22 protein-coding genes and 1 pseudogene are annotated in these 20,247 nt (G+C 65.4%); all 23 read right to left on the minus strand.

Features of this window, described 5'->3' with window-relative positions:
- Window positions 1-38: 38 nt before the first annotated feature.
- Window positions 39-2,369: pseudogene (locus AB0A69_RS07820) on the minus strand (C40 family peptidase); the annotation flags it as partial.
- A 218-nt stretch (window positions 2,370-2,587) separates the two neighbouring features.
- A complete protein-coding gene (locus AB0A69_RS07825; protein ID WP_361416502.1) occupies window positions 2,588-3,442 on the minus strand; it encodes a hypothetical protein in 855 nt (284 codons plus the stop codon).
- A 23-nt stretch (window positions 3,443-3,465) separates the two neighbouring features.
- Window positions 3,466-4,047 carry a phage tail protein gene (locus AB0A69_RS07830; protein ID WP_361416505.1) on the minus strand — a complete coding sequence of 194 codons (582 nt, stop codon included), beginning with the start codon at window positions 4,045-4,047 and terminating at the stop codon, window positions 3,466-3,468.
- 116 nt (window positions 4,048-4,163) lie between these two features.
- Entirely contained in the window at window positions 4,164-5,714 is a 1,551-nt protein-coding gene (locus AB0A69_RS07835; RefSeq protein WP_361416508.1) for a hypothetical protein, read from the minus strand.
- Between the two features lie 21 nt (window positions 5,715-5,735).
- Window positions 5,736-6,320 (minus strand): hypothetical protein, encoded by a 585-nt coding sequence (locus tag AB0A69_RS07840; protein ID WP_361416510.1) that lies wholly within the window; start codon window positions 6,318-6,320, stop codon window positions 5,736-5,738.
- A gap of 82 nt (window positions 6,321-6,402) precedes the next feature.
- Window positions 6,403-7,611: a hypothetical protein gene (locus AB0A69_RS07845; RefSeq protein WP_361416513.1), complete on the minus strand. Its 1,209-nt coding sequence runs from the start codon at window positions 7,609-7,611 to the stop codon at window positions 6,403-6,405.
- A gap of 21 nt (window positions 7,612-7,632) precedes the next feature.
- Window positions 7,633-8,163, minus strand: a complete 531-nt coding sequence (locus tag AB0A69_RS07850) for a hypothetical protein (RefSeq protein ID WP_361416516.1) — start codon at window positions 8,161-8,163, stop codon at window positions 7,633-7,635.
- Window positions 8,160-8,978 (minus strand): hypothetical protein, encoded by an 819-nt coding sequence (locus tag AB0A69_RS07855; protein WP_361416519.1) that lies wholly within the window; start codon window positions 8,976-8,978, stop codon window positions 8,160-8,162. Before AB0A69_RS07855 ends, AB0A69_RS07850 begins: the two co-directional genes overlap by 4 nt.
- The gene (locus tag AB0A69_RS07860; protein ID WP_361416523.1) at window positions 8,966-9,586 is read right to left on the minus strand and encodes a hypothetical protein; all 621 of its coding nucleotides are present in this window, start codon (window positions 9,584-9,586) and stop codon (window positions 8,966-8,968) included. The genes AB0A69_RS07855 and AB0A69_RS07860 overlap by 13 nt, the downstream gene beginning before the upstream one ends.
- Window positions 9,586-10,116 (minus strand): hypothetical protein, encoded by a 531-nt coding sequence (locus AB0A69_RS07865; protein ID WP_361416526.1) that lies wholly within the window; start codon window positions 10,114-10,116, stop codon window positions 9,586-9,588. Before AB0A69_RS07865 ends, AB0A69_RS07860 begins: the two co-directional genes overlap by 1 nt.
- An 89-nt stretch (window positions 10,117-10,205) precedes the next feature.
- Window positions 10,206-10,538, minus strand: a complete 333-nt coding sequence (locus tag AB0A69_RS07870; protein ID WP_361416528.1) for a hypothetical protein — start codon at window positions 10,536-10,538, stop codon at window positions 10,206-10,208.
- A gap of 74 nt (window positions 10,539-10,612) precedes the next feature.
- A complete protein-coding gene (locus AB0A69_RS07875; RefSeq protein WP_361416530.1) occupies window positions 10,613-10,966 on the minus strand; it encodes a hypothetical protein in 354 nt (117 codons plus the stop codon).
- Between the two features lie 110 nt (window positions 10,967-11,076).
- Window positions 11,077-11,937 carry a N4-gp56 family major capsid protein gene (locus AB0A69_RS07880; RefSeq protein WP_361416876.1) on the minus strand — a complete coding sequence of 287 codons (861 nt, stop codon included), beginning with the start codon at window positions 11,935-11,937 and terminating at the stop codon, window positions 11,077-11,079.
- Between the two features lie 264 nt (window positions 11,938-12,201).
- Window positions 12,202-12,354: a hypothetical protein gene (locus tag AB0A69_RS07885; RefSeq protein WP_361416533.1), complete on the minus strand. Its 153-nt coding sequence runs from the start codon at window positions 12,352-12,354 to the stop codon at window positions 12,202-12,204.
- A gap of 28 nt (window positions 12,355-12,382) precedes the next feature.
- A complete protein-coding gene (locus AB0A69_RS07890; RefSeq protein WP_361416536.1) occupies window positions 12,383-13,171 on the minus strand; it encodes a hypothetical protein in 789 nt (262 codons plus the stop codon).
- Window positions 13,172-13,182: 11 nt separating this feature from the next.
- A complete protein-coding gene (locus tag AB0A69_RS07895; protein WP_361416539.1) occupies window positions 13,183-14,895 on the minus strand; it encodes a phage portal protein in 1,713 nt (570 codons plus the stop codon).
- A gap of 172 nt (window positions 14,896-15,067) precedes the next feature.
- Window positions 15,068-15,466 (minus strand): hypothetical protein, encoded by a 399-nt coding sequence (locus AB0A69_RS07900; protein WP_361416542.1) that lies wholly within the window; start codon window positions 15,464-15,466, stop codon window positions 15,068-15,070.
- Window positions 15,467-15,999: 533 nt separating this feature from the next.
- Window positions 16,000-17,118: an ATP-grasp peptide maturase system methyltransferase gene (tgmC, locus tag AB0A69_RS07905; protein WP_361416545.1), complete on the minus strand. Its 1,119-nt coding sequence runs from the start codon at window positions 17,116-17,118 to the stop codon at window positions 16,000-16,002.
- On the minus strand, window positions 17,115-18,062 hold the full coding sequence (gene tgmB, locus AB0A69_RS07910; RefSeq protein ID WP_361416548.1) for an ATP-grasp ribosomal peptide maturase: 948 nt from the start codon (window positions 18,060-18,062) through the stop codon (window positions 17,115-17,117). The genes tgmC and tgmB overlap by 4 nt, the downstream gene beginning before the upstream one ends.
- Window positions 18,059-18,355 (minus strand): putative ATP-grasp-modified RiPP, encoded by a 297-nt coding sequence (tgmA, locus tag AB0A69_RS07915; protein WP_361416551.1) that lies wholly within the window; start codon window positions 18,353-18,355, stop codon window positions 18,059-18,061. The genes tgmB and tgmA overlap by 4 nt, the downstream gene beginning before the upstream one ends.
- 280 nt (window positions 18,356-18,635) lie before the next feature.
- Complete coding sequence (locus AB0A69_RS07920; protein WP_361416554.1) at window positions 18,636-19,301, minus strand: hypothetical protein; 666 nt, start codon at window positions 19,299-19,301, stop codon at window positions 18,636-18,638.
- A 51-nt stretch (window positions 19,302-19,352) separates the two neighbouring features.
- The gene (locus AB0A69_RS07925) at window positions 19,353-19,757 is read right to left on the minus strand and encodes a DUF6415 family natural product biosynthesis protein (protein WP_361416557.1); all 405 of its coding nucleotides are present in this window, start codon (window positions 19,755-19,757) and stop codon (window positions 19,353-19,355) included.
- The gene (locus tag AB0A69_RS07930) at window positions 19,754-20,188 is read right to left on the minus strand and encodes an ATP-binding protein (RefSeq protein ID WP_361416560.1); all 435 of its coding nucleotides are present in this window, start codon (window positions 20,186-20,188) and stop codon (window positions 19,754-19,756) included. Before AB0A69_RS07930 ends, AB0A69_RS07925 begins: the two co-directional genes overlap by 4 nt.
- Window positions 20,189-20,247 lie beyond the last annotated feature (59 nt).

The following is a 20,247-nucleotide window of genomic DNA, read 5'->3' on the forward strand; positions in this document are numbered from 1 at the left end:
CGGCGGACCTCCTTGATCTCGCCCAGGTTGAAGGTGCGAACGCGGACGTCGAGACCAGTGCGCGGCGCTTCGACCAGTTTGCCGCCACCCAGCGCCATCATGACGTGGCCGGGATTGGGGAAAAGGAGGTCACCGGGCTGGATGGCGTCCTTGTCCACGCGGACGCCGACCTTCATCTGCTGCTGGGAGGTGCGTGGGATCTCGATGCCGGCTTGTCGGTATGCGAACGAGGTCAGGCCCGAGCAGTCGAAAGCGTCCGGTCCTGTGGCTCCCCAGACGTAGGGGTCGCCGACCTGAGCCAGGGCAGTCTGTATGGCCTTGGCGGCGTTGCCGGTGGTCACGCTGCCTGCCTTGGCGCTGCTCGGCTTGTCGCTCTTGTCGCCTCCGCCGCTGTTGGACGTTGGCTCGCCGGCTCCACCACCGATGTTGATCGGCAGGAGACGCTTACCGAAGTCCCAGACGCTTTTAAGCGTGCTTACCTGGTCTTTGGTGACCGAAGCCCATGCTCCGCCACCGCCGACGAGCTGCCGGATGCCGGGCAACTCCAGGATGTGGTTGATCGCCGACTCGAACTTCTGGACAGCCTTGGTGGCGTTCTCCATGGCGGGGGCGAAGGAACTGCCCATGTTCGCGTCATGCTGGCGTTCCTGGGCTTCGAAGGTCTTCCTTGCCTGTCCCAGGCTTTCGGAGACGCCGTACTTGGTCAGCGTCTTCCGGGCCGCGTCGCCCTTCTTGCCGCTGTGCGATGCGTCCGCGATGAGCTGGTCGGCTTCCGCCGACGACAGACCTGACTTCTGGAGCAGCGTGTTGCGGCCCCGCATGTACTCCTTCAAGTTGTCGACTGTGGCGTCGTCCCACCCGGATGCCTTTCCGAGTTGATCCAGGTTCCAGTCAAGTGCCTGGCCGCTGGCTGTGGCAGCCGCGAACTTCTTCGCGCTGATGGACGTCGATCCGAAGGTTCGCCGCATGACGTTGTCCGCCAGCGTCCCCATTCCCATGGCTTCGCCGCCGCGGCCGATCGTTCGCCCGAAGCCGAGCCGCTGAGCGGCCAGCGACGCCTGGGGGTTGTACGTGCTGGAGTAGAGCTTGGCGCCGGTCTCGGCATCGAGGCCAGCCACGTACGCGGCGCCGAAAGCGTTGTCGCGGGCGGCAGCCTGCGCGGTGGTGCCGAAGGTGAGACCAAAGTTCTTGTCGAGGAGGAACTGCGCGTTGGATACGTCCTCGGTCGACTTGCCCACGACGGTGCCGTAGGACGAAGTGCGGATCTTGTTCTTCCAACCCCACTTGTCGTACCCGGCCGGTGTACCACCTGAGGCGATGGCAGCCCAGTTGGTGTACCGGTCCATCTCCTCCATCTGCGGGCGCATGCGGTCGCCGTACTTAACAAGCTCCTTGTAGGCGCCGCCGGCCATGCCACCGAAGTCCGCTACCTGTCCGCCAGGAGGCGTCGGGCTGCTGTTGGAAGCAGGAACTGTCGGGTTGAAGCCGCCAGAAGGCGGGACGGTGACGTTGCCCCCGCCGCTGCCTCCTTGGCCGCCACGACCACCCCCACCGCCGCCCATCTGGAAGACGGTGTTGTTGCGGGTGACGTAGAAGCCGCTGCCCGCGACGGTGGCACTCGAAAGGCCTGTGGTGCGGTTGTACGCCCACATCCGCTGTCCGACCCGCATACCCCACGTCGGCACGCTCGCCGCATTCTGGCGGCGGATCGCTTCATCGAAAAGTGGGCCGTAGTAGGCGTCCACGCGGGTCTGCCGGGCCTGCGCTCGACGCTCCGGGGATGCAGCGCTGAAGCGAGCCTGTAGGTCAGGGTTGATCCCTGACCTTGCCCCTGCGGCATTCTGCTGCGCCTGGTAGCGGGCCTGGGCGGCGGCAGCCTGCTGCTCCCGCTGGGCATCCATCTGGGCACGCCGCTGAGCCTCACGCCGCATCTGGGAGTCGTGAAGCTGCTGCTGGCGGAGCGCCGACTGCTGACGCGCAATCTCCTGCGAGCTACGAAGTTGCTGTTGGGCCTGTGCTTGCGCGTATGACGCCTGGGCCTGCATATTCGAACGGCCGACCTGCGCGTCGTACCGGTCCGAGAGGCGAGACGCCATCGGCCCGCTGTAGATGCGGCCGGTTACGGGGTGGGTGAATGTGGTGGCCGACCCGCCGACCGTGGTCGCGGTGTTAGCCGGCGGATGTTGGACGGGGGCCGGGGAGAGTCGCGTGCCCTGGTTGGCCGGCGGGAACGCGAGAGTCGGCTGACCGCGGTAGGCAGCACCCTGGGAAGCGGTGTTGATCGCTCCTTGAAGGGCGCGGTTGAGCGCGGCGATCTGGGCGCCGAACTTGTCAATGTCGCGGGCTACCTTGTCGGCTGCCCGCTGCATCCCGTTGGTGCCGAGGAGGCGGCCCGTGAAGTCGGGCTCCTGGCCCCGGCTGGCATCGTTCTCAGCCACTGGAAGCCGCCTCCCTTCTCTTCTTGACCCATACGGCCAGGTCGCGCCAATACCAGCGCTCCTGGACCGTCAGTTGTCTGATCTCGCTGAGTTGCCACTCCGGGTGGGTGTAGGCGAGCGTCGTGTAGTCGGCCCGTGCTGCTCGGGCATCAGAAATCGCGAAAGATGTCGGCCACGCTGAGCGGGAGCGGGACCTCACCCCCGCACTCCTCGTGCTCGATCGTCGTCTCCAGCAGGCGGGGGCCCGGCTGGGTAGCGGCGAGCTGCTTCAGGATGGTGCGGATGTCACTCATGCCGAGGGACGCGACCACCTCCGCGCTACCTGGCGTGACCTTGCCTTCGGCGTCGCGTATCTCGACCAGGCAGCGGGACAGCAGGGTGCTGTTGTGCTCGGCGTTGGTTGCCTTCGCGTTGGACAGCATGGCCGCCTGGTCCGCCCCCGTCGGGTACCGGACGATTGCGCAGCCACCCTTGCGGAGGGGCACGGTGAGTCGGCCGATGGGCGCGGTCTGGGATTGGATCGCACCGAGAGAGATGGTGGCTGAGAAGTCTTCGTCGCAGTTCGGGCAGTTGATCTGGTCGAACTCCATCTCGTCCCCGAAGGTCACGCGCCGGATGGCGATGACCAGGGCATCGCGATCTCCCAGCAGGAGCTGAGGGAGGACGTCGGAGGTGGCTGGCACGTCGCCGATGCGCACGGTGCCGAGTTCCAGCAGTGTTTCCAGGAGGCGCAGCGGGTTGGCCCGCACGCGGGCGAGTGCCTCCTCGTCGGCCCCGGTGAGTTCCCGGACTTCGGCCTCGGTGAGGATGACGTCGTCGCGGACGAGTCCGGCGGGCAGAGTCACCAGGCAGTCAGCCGGCTCCGGAATGGCTGGCGGTTCTCCGGCGGAGTCGGACAGGAGCGACTGGATGGCGGCGGTCGCGCCCTGGGTGTCGGCCAGGACGTCGACCTGCTGGCCGCCGTCGGGAGAGTCGAAGGTCCAGTCGTAATGCATATCGGTCATGAGTTGTGTCCTCGTGTCGATTCTTACTTGATCTGCGCATAACTGCTCGGGCCGTACTTGTCGGCCACCTTGAAGTCCCAGCCCTCGTGCGCAAATGTGAGCTGGGAGACGGCAAACGTGTTACTGCCAGCGTCGAGGTCGCCGAATGCGACCGACGTGGGCCAGGCGTTGTAGAGCCGCCACACTGCCTTCACGGCGGCCTTGCTCTTCGTGACGGGGTGGTCAATCAGCATGATGTCGATCGTGGCCCGGAATTCGGTGCCCGTATCGCTGCCGGATCCGTTGCCCTGCATGACGTCGAAAAGCTGGTACATCCAGTTCACGAGGTTCTGGTCGCCGGGCATCATCCCCTTGGAGAGGGTGACGGGACTGAAATCACTCTGACCAGGCATTTTCTGCGTGGTGGTGTTCATCCCACCAGCCCGGTAAGCGATGACGTCAGTGGTCACGGAGAGCCCGGAGACAGTCATGAAGCCGAGCTTTGGATAGGCCGAGGCGAGCTTTCCGACCTGGCTGATCTGGACGTGGAACTTGAAAGACCGCAAAGGGTCGGTCTGTCGGCTGGCCAGGCTCTGGCTCTGGGTCACCGTCTTGAGGGTTGCCATTCACTACTCCCGTAGCACGAAGTGCACCGGGTGTTCCTACCAATTGAGTCCCGAGTGGTGGTTCAGGCTGTTTCCGATGGGGCCGGACCGGCTGCATCCAGTCCGGCCCCGATTACTCACGCGGATTCGGTGACCGTGGCGCCGCCGTCGAATTGGCTGATGTGGATGGCGATGTACTCGGCCGGCCGTGCCACGGCGACGCCGACATCGATGTGCACCTCACCGTTGTCCACGGTCGTCGTCGTGTTGTTGGTGTCGTCACAGATGACGACGAACGCCTGATCGGGGCTGGCGGATGCGAACATGCCGGCCTGCGCCATGGCGGTGAGCTGCTGGGTGACGTTCGCCGCGATGGAGTGCCACAGCTCGGGCGTGTTCGGCGCGAAGACAGCCGACCGGGTCAGATCGACCAGGATCTTCCGCGTGTACGTGAGCAGCCGGCGGACGGCGATGTACCGGTCCGGGTATCCGCTCTTGAGGGTGCGCGCACCCATGATGCAGATGCCGGCTTGCGGGACCTGCCGGATCACGTTGATGCCCCAGGCGTTGAGGTTGTCGAGCTGGCTGTTGGAGAAGCGCAGCTCGGTGGAGTACACCCCGACGAGCCGACTCAGCGTGCCGGCAGCGGACTGCTGCTGGCCGTAGAGAACGTCGGTCTCGCTGTACTTGCCCAGGACTGCGCCGCCCGGAGGCAGCAGGCGCGTGGCGCCCGGTGCGACCGAGGAGGGGTCGGCAGCGAGAAGCCAGGGACCGTAGACGGCGGCGTAGGAGGTGGAGCGCAGCGGGGCAGGCGTGGAGCCGCTGTTGGCGGCCGGGGAGAGCTTGGCGTACTCGGTGACCGCGGCCGCTGGGTCGAGGGAGGCGGTCTTCGGGGCGTCCACGACGACGAAGGCGTAGCCGTACTCCTCGGCCCAGGTGATGACGGAGTTGAGGATCGTGGTGTCGGAGACGCCGGGGAGGTTGACGTTGACGATCTCGCCGGTTGCTTCGAGTTGCCTAGTCGCGGCGACAAGGTCCGGCGCGGCAACACCGTCGATGCCGCCGGTCATGGGGGTTGCGTTCTGGAGCGCGGGAGTGATGTTCGCGCTGTAGGGGTCGGTGGCGACGTACTGGGAGGTTACGAAGGCGGAGCCGTTGACCGGCGAGTTGACCATCGCGACCAGGTTGCGGGCGTCCGCCGGGTCCAGTGAGACGTCGTTGTAGCGGTCGGAGATGTACGCGTCGGTCGTGCCGCCGACCTTGATGGCGCAGTTGAATCGGCCGGCACCCGTGTTGGAGTTGGTGATGTCGATGTAGATCTGGTTGCCGAAGGCTCCGGCCGCCTTTGCCGTGAACTTCAGGACAGGTTCGGGCGTGGCCTGGCGGTCGTTGAGCGTGACCGTGGCGGCCACCGAGTCAGCGGGAACGGCTCGTGCGACGTACGCCTTTCCCCCGCCGTTGTTGAAGAACGAGTAGACGGCGTAGGGCAGCAGGTCGGTGCCGTTGCCCCAGCCGCCGTACACCTGCTCGAACTGGCTCCAGGACGTGACCAGGGTGGGGACCGCCGGTCCGAAGTTGTGGCTTCCGACGAAGGCAGCGATTGCCTCGCCGGGGGTCTGGACCACGGGATTGGAGATCGCATCCAGCGTCTCGTCCACGTAGATGCCGGGGCGCAGGAAAGTCGCCATTTTGTAAAGCTCCTTCGGGGCCTAGTGGCCGAGGGGATGAGTGCTGAGTTCGACCGTCTGGACGGGCTTGATTGCTGCGATCTCGTCGAGCAGCTCAGCGCTGACATGGATCAGGTAATCGACCTGCCAGAGTCGCTTTCCCTGTGCGTCGCGGCCGTCGTGAAACTCTGGCCCCCCGGCGACTTCGAGACGCCGGACAGTTCCGTCTTCGGGCACTTCCAGGTAGGCCCACCGGGGATGGAGGTAATCCCTCCCGGACAGCGTGTGCGCGATGTTCGCCGCGTGCCGCTGTTTCCTTGCGTAGACGGTGACCTGGTACTCGATCAGGTACGGGATGGGATCGGTCGCCAGGTACGCGGAGGCGCTGTCCTGACCTTCGGGGGTGTAGCCGAGTACAACCGTTCCCCGGTGTTCCGCCTGGTGGTCGGGCTCGGCACGCGTGCGCTCGATGAGTATGAGCGGGAAGGTGGCAGCGGCCAACTCGTTCTCGGGGAGCCGGAATCGGACGTCGACTGGTAGGCCGCCGGCAGGAGCGTTCGTGTCGTTGACGGAAATACCCTGGAGCTTCGCCTTGATCGCGGCATCCTCATTCTCTATCCAGGGCATTGCGCGCCTTCCGCTAACTACGACATCGAGCCTCCGCGATCAGAATGACAGCAATCAAGAAAAACTGTTACAGCCGAGCCCTTTAGGATAGGGCCACGAAATAGGAGGCGGATCCGGGTGAAATGGATGCCATATTGATGGACGCAGGGAGTGATGCTTGCCCCGTCGGTCCGTTGGCGAATCGGAGCGAAGCTCCGGTAACGCCCATGTTGAGGCCCGAGGATGAGTTGTTGCTGGCAGCCGTGAACTGAGGGATGGTCGTCCCGTTCGCCACGAAAGCGATGAAGTAGTCACCGGCTGCTGCGTTGTACGGGGTCGTCAGCGACATCTTCTTTTCGCCGATCGTGGACCAGGCCGTGGACTGGTCCACCGTGACAGCAACGCGGGTACCGGCGGTCGTGTAGAGGCCGGCGAAGCACTGGTTGGCCGTGAGGGAGGTGCCGCTGGCTGTCAGGTGCATCCAGATCCAGCCGACGGTCACCGGCCGCTTGAGGCGGACCTTGATCATGCGGACGCCGCCGGCTTCGGGCTGACCGCTGCTTCGGAGGTGCTCCAGGCCGCATGACCAGGTGAACATGCCGTGGTCGCCAGGACCGTACTGGTTGTCGAGGTTGGTGCTGGCTGTGACGTAGGTGTTGGCGAGGTCCGGAATCTGGGAGACGGGCACCTTGGAGGCGGAGTCGAGCGTGGCGACGCCGGAAGCCGCACCGCGGGTGCTGGTCGCGACGTAGGTTCCCGATAGGTCCGGAACTTGGGTGGTGGGGATCTTGCTGGACGCGTTGAGTGTGGCGACACCGGACGCGGCGCCGGCCGCAGTCTGGAGGATGTATCGCGCGTCTGCCTGTGCCTGGCTGAGTCCGACATTGGTCGGGGGAAGCTGGGCGCTGGGCACCTGGCCGTTGGCGTCGAGTGCGGCTACGCCGTTGGCGGCCCCGACCTTCGAGGCGTCGAGGACGGCTTGGCCGCCCTGGGACAGAGTTCCCTCGACTACGGCGAGCGTGTTCGGCCCGACTCGTCGCAGCACGACGTCCGGATCGGAGGTGCCGTCACCGAAGGCGATATCCCCGTCGGGGCTTACGGCGACGCGCGGCTGGGAGTCGGTGTCCTGCTGCACGGTGAGAGCGGGCCCGCTGCTGAGCGGTATGGACAGATGCACCGCCTGGCCGAGCCGTTGGTATCGGGCATCTGCCAGGCCCACAGTGAGCAGGTCAGCGGCGGACAGGGAGGTGGTGTCCTCGAAGGTGGTCAGTTGCTCCTGAACGAAGGCGTCCGGGTAGGAATAGGGGGCCATCGTGCTCCTTGGTGTGCCCGCTCAGCGTTCGCCGGCTCCCTGCTCGGGGATGTACTGGGCGAAAACACTGTCCGCGGTGATCTCGTCGGGCTTGACCTCGACGGCCGCGATCGAGACGAGTACGTCTGCGCGACGGATCTGGCCGAGGATACTCATCTGGGTGATCCGGAAGAGCCTGCCGTCGTAGGCGACGCGGTCCCGGAGGTAGCGGTCGTGGTGGATGTCGGCCTGGGTGATGCCGGTCTTCTGGACCTGGTCGAAGCTGGCGGTGACTTCCAAGGTGTCGACGGTGTAGAAACCGCGGTCGCTCTCCTGGTCGCCCTTCTCGGCGTGGGTGGCGTGCAGCACAGGCACCGGCCAGGGTCCGTCGTAGGCCAGGCCGCCTTCGTCTCCCTCGTCGTAGATGTCGTGGGAGACCGAGCGCAAGTGGGAGAAGCGCCACCAGGAAATGACGTCTCCCATGTGTCGCTGCCAGGCCCGTAGGCCGCGGTCGATGCGCTCGGTCTCCTCGGTCGCGCTGAACCGTCCCCGTTTCCAGTCGGCTCGGCTCACGCAGCCCACCCTGAATAGGTCGGATTCGGGATGCCGGACGGGTCGACGTCGTGCTTGTCGATCTGCGGCAGGACGCGCTCGGGGTAAGCGTGATCGTCGAACTCGCGGTCGACGTAGATCGGCACGTAGCGGCCGGTGGTGCGAGATACACGGCGCAGCGTCGCCATCTCGATACGGAAGAGTCCGATGTTCAACTGTCGGCACAGTTCCTCGTACCGATCGGTGAGGACCGATATCTGGTGAAGGACCTGGGTGTACCGCTGTCCGCGGTCAACGTGAGTGCCCTCGCCTGTGGAAATGTTCACGTCCGACGAAGCGTCCGTCGCCACCGCCCAGAGGGCGTTGATGACTGTAAGCAGGATGACTGGCAGCTCCTCGACGTCGGGCAGGTTTTCCAGCGTGAGCGGCTCATCGGCGTAGCGGATGAACCCGTTTTTGCTGCGGTACCTGACCGTAACGTGCCTGTTGTGGCAGTGCTGGAGCTCGGCGTCACGCAGGTGCTGGGTGAGCTCCTCGTCGGTGAACATGCCGGCAGCCGCACCCTCAACGATGAGGACCTGACCGAGCGGGAGCGGAGCGCGGCTCCCGAGGAGCGTGACGCGTCCCTCGCGACCGTCCACGCGGTAGTCGGTGCCAGCCGTCAGGTCGGTCAACGTCCCACCGTTCAGCACGCTGACGCGGCTCAGGGTGACATTGACCGTGCTCAGGTCGTAGTCGGTCAACTCGCCCGTCCCGGACAACACGTCGCGGAAGCTCGTGCCGAAGTCGCCCAGCTCCGAGCGTATACGGGCGAGCAGCCTGGTCAGTTCTGCCATGAGTCCAGCCCAACCGCCAAGCCGTTGACGCTCAGCATGAGGTTCTCGTTCTGTGTAGCGGAGACGGGTGTGTCGAGCTGCCAGACGGCGCTAACCGCTCCGCCCGAGCCGGTGGGGACTGTCACCAGTGCCGCGTGCGTCGCCACAGCCCCCATTCCTCCGCTGGCCGTGAAGGGCCCAAAGAAAGCAGGTGCAGAGTTTTGTGTGCCCGAACCCCCGCCAGCCGGCGAGGTGGCCGCAGAGAAAGAAATGGCCTGTCGGCTGTAACCGGGGGCGGTGATCTCGACATTCGTCATGTCTGGCAGCGACGCCTGGCGACCCGGATCGTTCGTCAGCAGGGCTAGGTACAGCGTGCCCGTACCGTCTGTGCGACCGTTGATGAGGCCAGTCAGCCAGGATCCGTTGGTGTCTGTTTTGGCCTGTGTCGCAAATGCGTTGAGGAAGGCGACTGGCAGATACCCGGCGAGGCCCGACAGTCCCTGCTGCTGGTAGAGCCGCAGCATGTAGGTCCTCAGGAGCGTGTTGGATGGGACATCGGACGAACTCGCCGTTGCCGTCACGTACTGGAGCGCCGCGCGCTCCGCGATCTGGGTGAGGTATCCCGGCATCAGTCCACCTTGATCGTGAGGGTGCTGGCGGACACCAGCAGGGAGTCCCCCTGTGCAGCAGTCACCGGAGCGTCCAGCGGCCATACGGCGAGTACGGCGATGTCGCTGCCGGTGGCGGCCGTGACGAGAGCCATGTGCGTTACTGACGCGCCGGATCCTGTCGCAGCGGTGAAGGGACCGAAGACCACGCTGCTGGACAGTGACACCTGAGCCGGCGTGGCAGGCTCCACGACGAAGGTTGACCCGTTCTTCGGGGCCGACAGGCTCACGGGCTGTCGCTGGTAGCCGACCGCGGTCATCTCACTGGGCAGGTCGGTTGCCACGTTGCCTGGGTCGGAGGTGCACAGAGCCAGATACAGCGAGCCGCTCGGGTCCGCCGGCCGAGCCTGGATCTCGGCGCGCACCGCTGCGGTTCCTTGGGCGTCGACCTGGTCCAGGAGTGAGAGCAGATACGCCTTGGGTGCCCAGACGCCGATGGTCGGTTCGGCCATGTGGCGGATCAGGTGCGCCTTGAGGACGCGGTCCGCCACAGGGTCGGTACCCGAGGCACCGTTCTCACCGCCTCCGGTCATTAGGGTCAGCAGGGCCTTGCCGGCGTATCGGGTGAGGTATCCAGGCATCACTCACCACCCGGCGGCGTCGGGTTGGCCGTCTCGGGGTCCGGGTTCTCGGGCGGCGCCGCCGGCGGCAGTTCGGCTTCGAGTGTGAAGGACTCGTTGAACGCGGTCAGGCTGATGGCCAGAGTGCGGTCGATGGTGGTACCGGGGAAGGTGAGCGCGTCTGTGTACGTGCAGAGCACCACGTTTTCGGTCGAGTAGCCGACGCCGGCTGTGCCCGGAGCGACTTCCACGACGGGAGTCACCACGGCGCCCTGCGGTACGGAGCCGACCCCCGCGCCGTACCCGCCTTCAGTCGTCAGGACGTATTGCTGTCCGAACTGGATGTCACTCACTGATGTCTCCAGGGAAGAGAAGAGAAAAAGGGGGAGAGGGAGTGGATCCCTCTCCCCCGCAGGCGTGTGCTGGCTCAGTGCCAGATCAGGCCCTTCTCCTCCAGGTGGTTGGCGACGAACGCCGGCACCCGGTACTGCACACCGACCTCGAAGTCGTAGTAGTTGCCCTGGCCGATCACGACGTCCTTGAGGTCGGCGTTGACGCGGATGACGCGATCCGACTCCTCGACGACGACCGGCTGTTCCTCGACCTCGGGCGTAGGGCCGTCGACCAGGTCGACGACGACGTTCGACTTCTCGGACTCCGCGACGATCGTGGCCGTCGCCATGGACTTCGCACGCTCCTTGGCCTCGGTGTCGCGCTCGCGGGCGAGCTTCTCGGCGGTACGGCCGGTGAGGTCGCCGGCAGGCTTGCGGGCAGTCGCCATGTGGTTCTCCTACTCAGGGAAGTTTTGTGCGATCTCCACGGGCAGGCCCCGCACTGAGGCCCGCCCGTGGCGAGTGACTGCGAAGATCAAACTTCGCGTTCGGTGAGACCTCAGTTGGTCTCAGCGATGACGACAGACGCGTCGGTGATCAGGCCGAGGCCGAAGATCGAGTACCAGGCCAGCAGGTGCTCACGGCCGAAGTCCTGGACACCGCCGTCGCGGAGCTCGACCGGGAGGGAGATGGCGTGCCCGAAGGCGTTGTCACCGATGCAGATGCTCTGGTAGACGTCCGCCGGTGTGGTGCCGTTGCCGTTGCCGATCTTCTTGACCTGGGTGGTCTCGATGAAGATCACGTCGTCGATCCGGCCGATCTCGCCGAGGCTGAACGCACCCGGCTGTGCGTACTTCGAGGACTCGATCCAGGTCGGGTCCTCTCGCAGCCAGCGGGACTGGTGCGGGTGGACGAAGCACACGTAGACATCGCCGAGTCGCGGGATGTTTCGGGTCGCGAGGGTCTCGACCATGTCCTTGACCAGCGCCGAGGTGAAGCGGTAGTTGCCGGTCAGGCCGGCACGGTTCGCGGACGGAGCGCCCTTGTCGTACGGCGAGATCCGGGTCGGGGTGCCGGGGCTGGCGAACTTGTCGTAGCCGTACAGGACGGACGTCGCCTGGAGCAGGGTGTCCCTCGCCTGTTCGTCGAGGTACTTGGCCATATTCCGGCCCAGGAGCCGGGAACCGGACGCGAGGACGTCGTCGAAGGACGAGTTGAGCAGGAGCTCCGAGACGGCGATGGCGTAGCCGTGCTCGCTGACCGTGATCGAGAACTGCGACGCCGTGAGAGCGTGCGTCTCCATGCGGACACCTTCGACGAGCTGGCTCGCCGACCCCAGGTTGTCGTAGCGCATGAAGTGGATCGTGAGACCGGGAGAGACCCCCAGCTCGGTCTTCTTGACTGCGAACTGCTCGACAATTCGCGCTTGTTACCCGCTGGCTGCGGGGCCAGGTCATTTCTGCCTGGCTCTTACGGTTTTCCATCCCGCAAGCTCGGACTATATCTTCACCTCCAGCCCCAGCTCACTACTCACCTAAGAGCTGGTTCTATCGGAGGTGCCTCGCGTGTAGTCTCTACGGAGTCCCAGGTGTGGGTTCCCTCGGTATTCCCCGTGCTACGAATGAGTGCTACGAGGAGGAGGGGTTCACCGATACAGCGTGGTTCTCACTGACCCATCACTGGGTCAGGCGGCCCGAGACCGGAGAATCGGCATCGACTGAAACAGGATCTCCTTCGACCAGAGTTCCTGAATCGCCGGCGAGAGCTGGCTGTTCGTGCCGGAGTAGTTCGTCGGAGACGCCGACAGATTCGGCGTACCGGTGATGGCAGATGCCATGCTGTGCTTCCCTTACTTGTGCGGCGGGTTAGCCGAACATGCCCTGACGCGCGGAGGCGTTGGCGGCCGGCAGGAGCTGGCCGCGGAGCTTCGCGTACTCGGACATGGGCATGTTCTTGATGTCGCCAGCGGAGTACTGGCGGTAGCCGGCGTCCGTGTCGGCGGGACCGACGCCGTAACCGGTAGGAGCGGTGCCTCGCATCTGGGCACGCGCGGCGACCTGGGTCTGCTGGATCTGGGCGACGATGGCCTGGGACTTCTGCTTCATCAGCTCGACGCTGTTGCGCAGCTCGTCTTCGGAGTTGCCCTGGACCAGGTCCACCAGCTCGGGCGCGATGTCGTCAGCGGCCTGGGCGAGCATCTCGGCGCGAACGTTCTGGAGGCGGTTGTACTCCTGCTCGCGGGCGAAGAGCTCGCGGTCGGTCTCATACTTGGACTGGAGCTCGGTGAACCGGCGCTCCCACTCCTCCTCGCGCTCCTTGAGCAGGCTCTTGGCGGACAGCTCCGCCTGGCGCTTCGCCTCTGCCTCGTCCTCGGCGGCCTTGCGAGCGGAGGCCTCTGCGGCTTCCTTCTCCTCGCGGGCCTTACGGACGGCTTCCAGCTCATCCTTGGTGGCCTTGAGGATCTCGTCCTGCTGGCTCAGGCGGCCGTAGAGCTTCTCGCGCTCCTCGCGCCGGACCTTCTCCAGGTCTTCGGCGGTGAAGCGTCCCTCAGGCGGGGTGCCCTGCGGCGGCTCGGGGACGACCGGGATGGTGATGACCTGGTCGCTGGGGCCGTTATCGGGGGCAGGGGCGGGGGCGTTAGCCGGAACAGTCATTAGCGCGTCTCCTAGTTACTGGCGTTCTCCGAGTTCCGGCTCTGCGGCAGCTTTGTGCCGTACGCCATGGTCACGAATTGGTCGATCAACGATTTGTTGTCCACACCGAGGTCGATCCCGGTTGCTCCGGGAAGAACTCCGGTCTGAGCATTGCCAGCGGGAGATCCGGGCTGATCCGGGTTTCCCCCACTTGACGGGGCTGGCTTACCACTTTCCTCAGCAGCAATTCCAGTCACCTGGAGAATAGCAGAGGAAATGGTCGCCTTGATAAGCTCCAAGGCTCCCTGCTCGATAACGTCCCGACGCTGCTCACTGAACATCTCTTCCAGGCGCTCGTCAGGGAATTCCTCACCCAGTTCAACGAGGGCGTTGCGCTTGGATTCAAGCCCGATGGCGAGCTTGGCCTGGATCTCGTTGAGCTTGACGAGATTGTCAACCGGGAGCGGGCTCGGCCAGACGCAGTCAACGTTGTAGACGTCCGGGTCGTTGGCGTCGATGATGTCGGGCTGGTCGTCTTCGGTCTTGATGCCGTCGGTGTAGGGGTCGTACAGCAGCGTCTGGGGCTCATGACAGAACAACGTGCGCAATACGAGCTCGTTGATCCGCTTGATTCCGACTCCATAGTTGAGTTGCTTCAGGGAGTTCTTGTTGATCAGCGGATACCACTGAATGGACAGCGCCACGCCCGACGTGTTGGAAATCGGCTGCATCTGCCCCAGGGCGCTTTCCGGGACGCCTGTGATCTCATGCATCGCGAGCTTCAGCGTCTGGATGTATCCCATCGGACCATTCAGGTCGACGCCGTTCTCCAGGTTGTAGACCTTCGCCTTTTCCGGCAGTCCACCCCAGATCTTTCGAGGGCCTCGCTCCAGGTTGGTCGCCTTGGCGCCCTGGATGATTGTGGTTGGAGAGGCGTGGTAGTTGATGATGTCCGAGACATCGGTCATCTTCTCGTTCAGCTCGCGGTTGATCGAGATGATGTCGCCGATGTCGGACAAACCCCAAGGCGAGCCGGACACGGAGATGTTGCGGATGTGAGCGACAGGGATCATGCCGAGCGGGTTAGGCCTGGCGTCGATCAGCTCGTCGTTCAGGTACTCCTCGATCTCGGTGTCCGTGATGACCTCGGTGTAGGCCATCACCGTCCGAGCCCCATCGGCGCCCGTGGTCCAGAACTTGTACTTCAGTTTGAACCGGATCAGCCGGTCGCGGTCGTGCGGGTGGTACTCCGGAAAGCAGTGCGCGGAGGACAGCGGGAGGATGCGGACGCGGCCCGGATGGATACCGCCGGCTGAGTCGATCCACTGCGGCTCGTAGGCGACCTTGACGAAGGAGTCGCCTGTCACGCCTCCCTGCTCACCGATGGCGTTCAGCAGGGACTGCTTGTCGTTGTCGACTTCCCAGACCCGCTTCAGGAGCGCCGGCACAACGTGCTCGTAGCGCTTCGATACTGCGAACTTGACGCCCTTGCTGAAGCAGAAGTTGTTGATGTATCGAGCGAAGGTCGCCACGTAGTTCAGGGTGATCTGCGGTTCGCCGGCTTCCCTGCGGTAGGCCCAATGGTGGCCGAGGTAGAACGCGAAGTTAGTGGCATACCGATTCAGGCGGGGTCCGTGAACTTCGAATTCCTCGTCGCTCAGCTCCACCAGGCCCAAGGGGCTGATGGAGATGGTGAGGTCCGAGCCGGCCGCGCGCTGATTCGGCGGAAAGAAGGCGAAGGACAACCGACACATCCTCGACTAAGCACCGAATGGTGCACCTGTAGGGAGGCGCGGTGCTACGAGTTGATATGACGAATTGCGCTATGCCCAATCCTCACATGGAGGCTGATGGGAGTGTTAGCGGGAAAAGGGAAGACCCCTCTGGTTTCCCAAAGGGGTCTTCCCTGGTCGGCGGTCAGTCCGACGTCTTGGCGTAGTTCGGGCGCTCCTGGTGACCGCCGTCGCGGACGACCTGCTCGAACCGCAGTTCCGCACCGTGGCCGGCCCCGTGCGCGAAACCACCGAGGAACTCGGGGGCCTCGGGCCAGGCGGCGGAGCCGACGTGGGCTCGCTCGCGCATGGTCTCGGCGGCCGGCTTCTCGAAGACGTTCAGGTTGTGGTTGTTCCGGCCGGCTGCGGTCTGGTAGCCCTGCATGACACCCTTCCCGAACTCGGTCGGGATGTCCGTGTCGGTGGCGATGCCTTCCTCGAACCTGAGCCGACCGCGGCGGGCCGTGTTGTGGCCGTTCTTGACGCCGTAGTCGTAGTGGCCCTTCTCCGGGAAGTGCGGGTCCGGGGCGAGATTTCCTGCCATGCTTCCTCAATTCCTTGCGAGACGTCTCGGAATCAAGGGTGATCGGCTTTCTGGAAATGTGTTAGCAGCCCATGACATACCGCGTGGTGCTCTTCAAGGTCGGCACCAGCCCGGCCCTTCGCCGACCCCTACGGCCCCCGATTCGACGGGGGCCTTCTCTATGCCTGCGGACGTCCTGAACGGGCTCGTACGCCCGGCACGGTTCGGTAGCCACCCCGCCGCCACGCTTGAACGTCCGCATCCCGCTCGGCTGGGGTCTTCCCCATGTACTTGCGCTTCAACGGCTTCCCGGACCCTGGGCAGTCGACGTAGCTGCCCTTCGCCTTCGACCAGATCTTGTGCTGGTGGGCGCGGTTGTACCAAGCCATTGCGGCGGACAGTGATCCGCAGTACGAGCACATCGGGGGCCCCTGAGTCATGCGACCACGGTAACCCCATCGTGCATCCATCGGGGCCGGACGGGCTTTTCCGTAGGCACAAGGCCCCGCCCGTCCACCTCACGGGTAGCAGACGAGCGGGGCTGACTGAGGGGATCACCACTGAATGGTCTGCCCCTCCGGCGTGACCGTGACGGTGAACTCTTCCAGCGCAGGTGTGCCGGCCGCGTGCCAGCGGCCAAGCTGGGCCTCGACGGAGTCCCAGAGCGCGTCCGGCCCGTCCTGACGCACGATCCACCGGCCACCATCCTCATACACGGCAGCCCAGGAGCCCGATTCCACGTCGATCAGGACGACTTCGGTGTGGCCTTCCCGGTCCAGCGTCAGGCGCTGTGCGCCGGGCACGGCGAGCTGAACGACGAACCGCGTACTCCAGTCGGTCAGGACATCGGCGCCGATGACGGCCTCCCGTTCTTTCCCCTCGTTCAGGTCGGGAAGGAGTCCGAGAGGTGGAGCGGCGTGCGGGCGCGCGAGCATGAAGCTGACGTCGCCGCTCAGCAGCGGCCCGGACGCCGTCCCGTCTTCGTGGACCGTGAGACGTGTGAGCTCCGATGAACCGAGCCAGCCGCCGACGGTCGCCAGAATCAGGCCGCCTGGCTTGGTCTGCTCGATCCACGCGGCGGGTACGGTGCGAAGTCCGCAGGTGGCGATGATCCTGTCGTAAGGTGCCGAGTCGGCGTAACCGAGCAGACCGTCACCAGTGACGATGACCGGGAACATGTCCTGCCGGGCTAGGGCGGTCCGCGCCCGCGTCGCCACGTCCGCGTCGAACTCGATGGAGGTGACCTGTTGTTCGTCGAGCCGGGAGCAGAGCAGGGCGGTCGAGTATCCGGTGCCTGTTCCGATTTCCAGGACCTGTGACTCCGGCTCGACGGCCAGGTCTTCCAGCATGCGAAGGACGAGGGAGGGGAGCGTGCTGGAGCTGGTGGGCTCCCGCATGATCTGGCCGCGGATGTCGGTCGGCAGGATGGTTCCGGCGATCTGGGTGATCAGCGACTCGTCCTGGTAGCAGGCTTCGAGCCAGCCGGCATCACTGTCGAGGACGGGAGCCCATGCTGCGGGCATCGCGCCCTCCACTCGCCGAAAGAACCCACCCCGGAGGAACTCGTGCCGGCGCACCGCCTCGGCGGCGCGCTTCCACGGCTCCGTGCGCAGGACGCCGCCTGCCGTCAGGGTGTCGAGGAGCTGCTGGTGAAGTTGCGCTTGGTCGGTCACGTCTTCCTCTCCAAGAGGTCTACCAGGGCTGCACGCATCGGCAGACCCGTTTCGGGCTCCAGCCAGTACCACTGACCAGAGGGGTTGCACTCCAGGAACCACCATTGCCCGTCTTCGTCGATGCAGAAGTCGAAAGCTCCGAAGACGAGCCCGAAGTGGTGCATGTAGTGGTGGAGGGCTGGCTCGATCTGCGGCGGCGGCTCTACAGGGGTGTACCGCAGTTGGCTGTAGTCGGTTCGCCAGTCCAAGAGTGCGGAGTCGATGCGGACGCAGAACGTCTTGTCGCCGATGACGGTCACCCGCACGTCGGCGCTCTTGCGGATGCGCCGCTGGAACATATGCGCGGTGCCGGCCACGCTCTCGTCGATGTCTGCCGTCCCCACCTCGGCGATTTTCACGACGGAGGACACGCCGTCCATCAGGTAGACGGGATTCCAGAGCGGCTTGTAGATGACCGAGTCGTGTCGCTTGACGAAGGCCTTGGCAGCGTCGGGGCTGGACGTGATGAGCGTGGGTGGGACCAGGAAGCCGGCCTCCACTGCTGCGGCGAGGCCAGCCGGCTTGAACTCGGCGTCGCCGATGCGGTGCGGGTGATTCACGTACAGACAGCCGGGAAGTGCCGCCAATACGCCGCCGAGGCCGTATCTGGCCTGAGTGATGGCGAACCGCTCGTCCTGGTCACTTAGATGGGGAAAGGCGAACCCGGTCGGCCGGCGGTAGTACAGGGCGCGCACATGAGCCAGGTCGGCGGAGCGCGAGGGCGTGTGGAGGCGGCCCTGGATGCCGTGCTCGGTGATCTCTGCCTCCACCGACAGTGATGCGGGGAATTGCCCCGAGTCGAGCCGCACGACCGGGATGTCCCGGTCGTGCAGCTCGCGGATCACCACGTCGGCGGTGGGGTCGTGCAGGCTGGTGACGACCAACACCGGACGCGGATCACTCACTGGTCGGAGTCGCTCCCCTGGTCGCTGTCGGTGTTGCCCTGACCCTGCCCGTCGGGGCTGGTGCCCGTGGAGGGAGTGGTGCCCGTGCTGGTGCCATGGCCGGGCATCTCCATGACCTGGCCGGCGCGGTCGAAGAACACGGCGGTCTGGGTCTCCGGGTCCATCGTGACGGTGGCGTATGCGGGTGCCATCGTCGGGTACGGCGCCATGCGGCTCACGCCCCACGGGCGCGGAGTGATGGTTCCCTGTGGGACCGCGGTGCTGGTGGGCAGGCGGTCGGTGTGGACGAACATACCTCTCCTTTGTGTCTCGCTCGCAGTGGTGGAACGGACGTGCCCGTCTCGATCGGGACGGGGCTTGGTGGGTGGGCGGGCCCGTCGCAGAGTTGGAGTCGGGGGCGACTCCTCGGACCCGCCCTTCGCCGGATACCTGTCCTTCGGGTTGGCAATCCGGCGAGTCCGGGCCCGGCGCGGGAGGTTACCTGCCGTGGGGGAGGGGTGGTAGGTCGCCGCCCGCGCCGGGGGCTGGTCCTGCCCGACGACCTCTGCCCGATGCGGGCCGCCGGGCAGGTGTCTATGCCGCTGCCTCCAGCGCCTGCGTCAGCTCATCCAGGGTGATGAGCTGGAAGGCCTTCAGGCGCCGAACCAACTGGGAGGCCAGGAAGGTCGGAAGGTTCGGGTGGCCGTACGGCAGCGGATGCTCCGGGGTGTCGACGACATGGACACCGTGCTCAGCGCTGAAGCCGTACAGAGTGCCGTGCACGCCGTACAGCGGGGCTGCCTGCGCGAGGAAGATCAGCGGCTGGCCGTCGAGGTGCGGGCACAGCAGGGCAGCGGGACGCACGTGCTTCGCACACACGGGCGGCTGCACGGTGATGACCAGGTCGCTTTCGCTACCCAGCTCCTGCGGGCCGGCCATGAAGATCCACCCCAGGGGCGTCTTTGCCGGCTGCACGCAGACCTGGCACCGCAGTTCCAGCATCGTCTCCCGCTGGCGGGACGGGTGGACGAACTTCCATCGCGGCTGGCCCGTAGGCATGTTGGTTGCGCTTCTGATCGTCTGCGAGCAGCGCCCCCACAAGACGCCTCGCGGGTCCCGGTCCAAGGGCGTCTCATCCAGGTACCGAAGTCTGGGCCACTTCGGGATGTCCAGGTCGATGACCAGGTTGTCCGGAGCGTTCTCCTCACCCTCTCTCAGGGTGATGTAGGGGACTAAGCGCGGCATGGTCGCGGATCGCACGGCAGGGATTCTTCTCTCTCGGTCGTACGGGGGGATAGGGGTTGTTATCGGTCACGCCGATTTCTTCAAGGCCTGGATGTCGCCCAGCCGCTCGTGTAACTCGCTCGCGGACCAGGCCATACGCCGCAGCAGTCCGACAGCGGTGCGGTAGTCGCCGGGCAGCTCTTCGGAACGTACGGATCGGGCCTGCTCGATCAAGCTGGCCGCCGTCTCGTCCTTCTGCCCGGCTTCGTTGGCGCTCGCAATGTCGACCAACTGCATGAGGTGGCCGCGGAGGCGCTGCGCCAGGTCGTCGAGGTCCTCCTCGGCCGGCGGCACCTCGTCGATGACGTCACTGATGTCGTCCAGGAGTGCGGTGCCGTCGAAGGGTCTCCACCTGCGTACCGCGTCCCGCAGGTTCTTCAGCTCTCCTGCGGTAAGCGGCGGTTCCCACTTCTCCGGCTGTCGCGTCATCATGCCGAGCACCCCACTGGCTGGCGGTCGGTTGGGCGTTCGTCTTCGGCCGCGGGAACGCGGAGTGCGCACTGCACGTCCTTGCCGTCTTTCGTCGGCTCGGCTTTCCACCAGTAGGAGAGCTGGTCGACCAGCCACATACCGCGGCCGGTGCTGCTGTCCCAGTCTGGCTGACGGACCTTCGGGACGACGGTCGAGTTGTCGTGCACCGTGATGAGCAGGAGGTCGGTGGTTGCCCGCAGGATCAGGACTGCTCGACCGTCCACGTGTCGGTGCACGTTCGTGAGCAGCTCGGTGACGATCTTCAGGGAGTCGTCCACCAGGGGGTTCAGTTCCCATAACCGCAGGTGGGCCCGGACGATGCGACGCACTCGGTGAAGGTCCTGCGGACGGACGACGAGAGGCACCTGCCACTCGCGGTCGCCGTCGTGCATGCGGGTAATCACACCGCCTCCAGAGATCAACTGTCGGCACCAAGGCACGCCCCCGTAGC

This window comes from Streptomyces sp. NPDC045431 (assembly GCF_040646655.1).
GTDB lineage: Bacteria > Actinomycetota > Actinomycetes > Streptomycetales > Streptomycetaceae > Streptomyces.

What these genes read in the sequence shown, in the direction of transcription:
- AB0A69_RS07825 (WP_361416502.1), bottom strand. Translation starts at nt 3,442, where the DNA reads ATGACCGATATGCATTACGACTGGACCTTCGACTCTCCCGACGGCGGC.
- AB0A69_RS07890 (WP_361416536.1), bottom strand. Translation starts at nt 13,171, where the DNA reads ATGACTGTTCCGGCTAACGCCCCCGCCCCTGCCCCCGATAACGGCCCC.
- AB0A69_RS07885 (WP_361416533.1), bottom strand. Translation starts at nt 12,354, where the DNA reads ATGGCATCTGCCATCACCGGTACGCCGAATCTGTCGGCGTCTCCGACG.
- tgmA (WP_361416551.1), bottom strand. Translation starts at nt 18,355, where the DNA reads ATGTTCGTCCACACCGACCGCCTGCCCACCAGCACCGCGGTCCCACAG.
- AB0A69_RS07835 (WP_361416508.1), bottom strand. Translation starts at nt 5,714, where the DNA reads ATGGCGACTTTCCTGCGCCCCGGCATCTACGTGGACGAGACGCTGGAT.
- AB0A69_RS07830 (WP_361416505.1), bottom strand. Translation starts at nt 4,047, where the DNA reads ATGGCAACCCTCAAGACGGTGACCCAGAGCCAGAGCCTGGCCAGCCGA.
- AB0A69_RS07840 (WP_361416510.1), bottom strand. Translation starts at nt 6,320, where the DNA reads ATGCCCTGGATAGAGAATGAGGATGCCGCGATCAAGGCGAAGCTCCAG.
- AB0A69_RS07930 (WP_361416560.1), bottom strand. Translation starts at nt 20,188, where the DNA reads ATGCACGACGGCGACCGCGAGTGGCAGGTGCCTCTCGTCGTCCGTCCG.
- AB0A69_RS07855 (WP_361416519.1), bottom strand. Translation starts at nt 8,978, where the DNA reads ATGGCAGAACTGACCAGGCTGCTCGCCCGTATACGCTCGGAGCTGGGC.
- AB0A69_RS07875 (WP_361416530.1), bottom strand. Translation starts at nt 10,966, where the DNA reads ATGGCGACTGCCCGCAAGCCTGCCGGCGACCTCACCGGCCGTACCGCC.
- AB0A69_RS07860 (WP_361416523.1), bottom strand. Translation starts at nt 9,586, where the DNA reads ATGCCGGGATACCTCACCCAGATCGCGGAGCGCGCGGCGCTCCAGTAC.
- AB0A69_RS07845 (WP_361416513.1), bottom strand. Translation starts at nt 7,611, where the DNA reads ATGGCCCCCTATTCCTACCCGGACGCCTTCGTTCAGGAGCAACTGACC.
- AB0A69_RS07925 (WP_361416557.1), bottom strand. Translation starts at nt 19,757, where the DNA reads ATGATGACGCGACAGCCGGAGAAGTGGGAACCGCCGCTTACCGCAGGA.
- AB0A69_RS07900 (WP_361416542.1), bottom strand. Translation starts at nt 15,466, where the DNA reads ATGGCAGGAAATCTCGCCCCGGACCCGCACTTCCCGGAGAAGGGCCAC.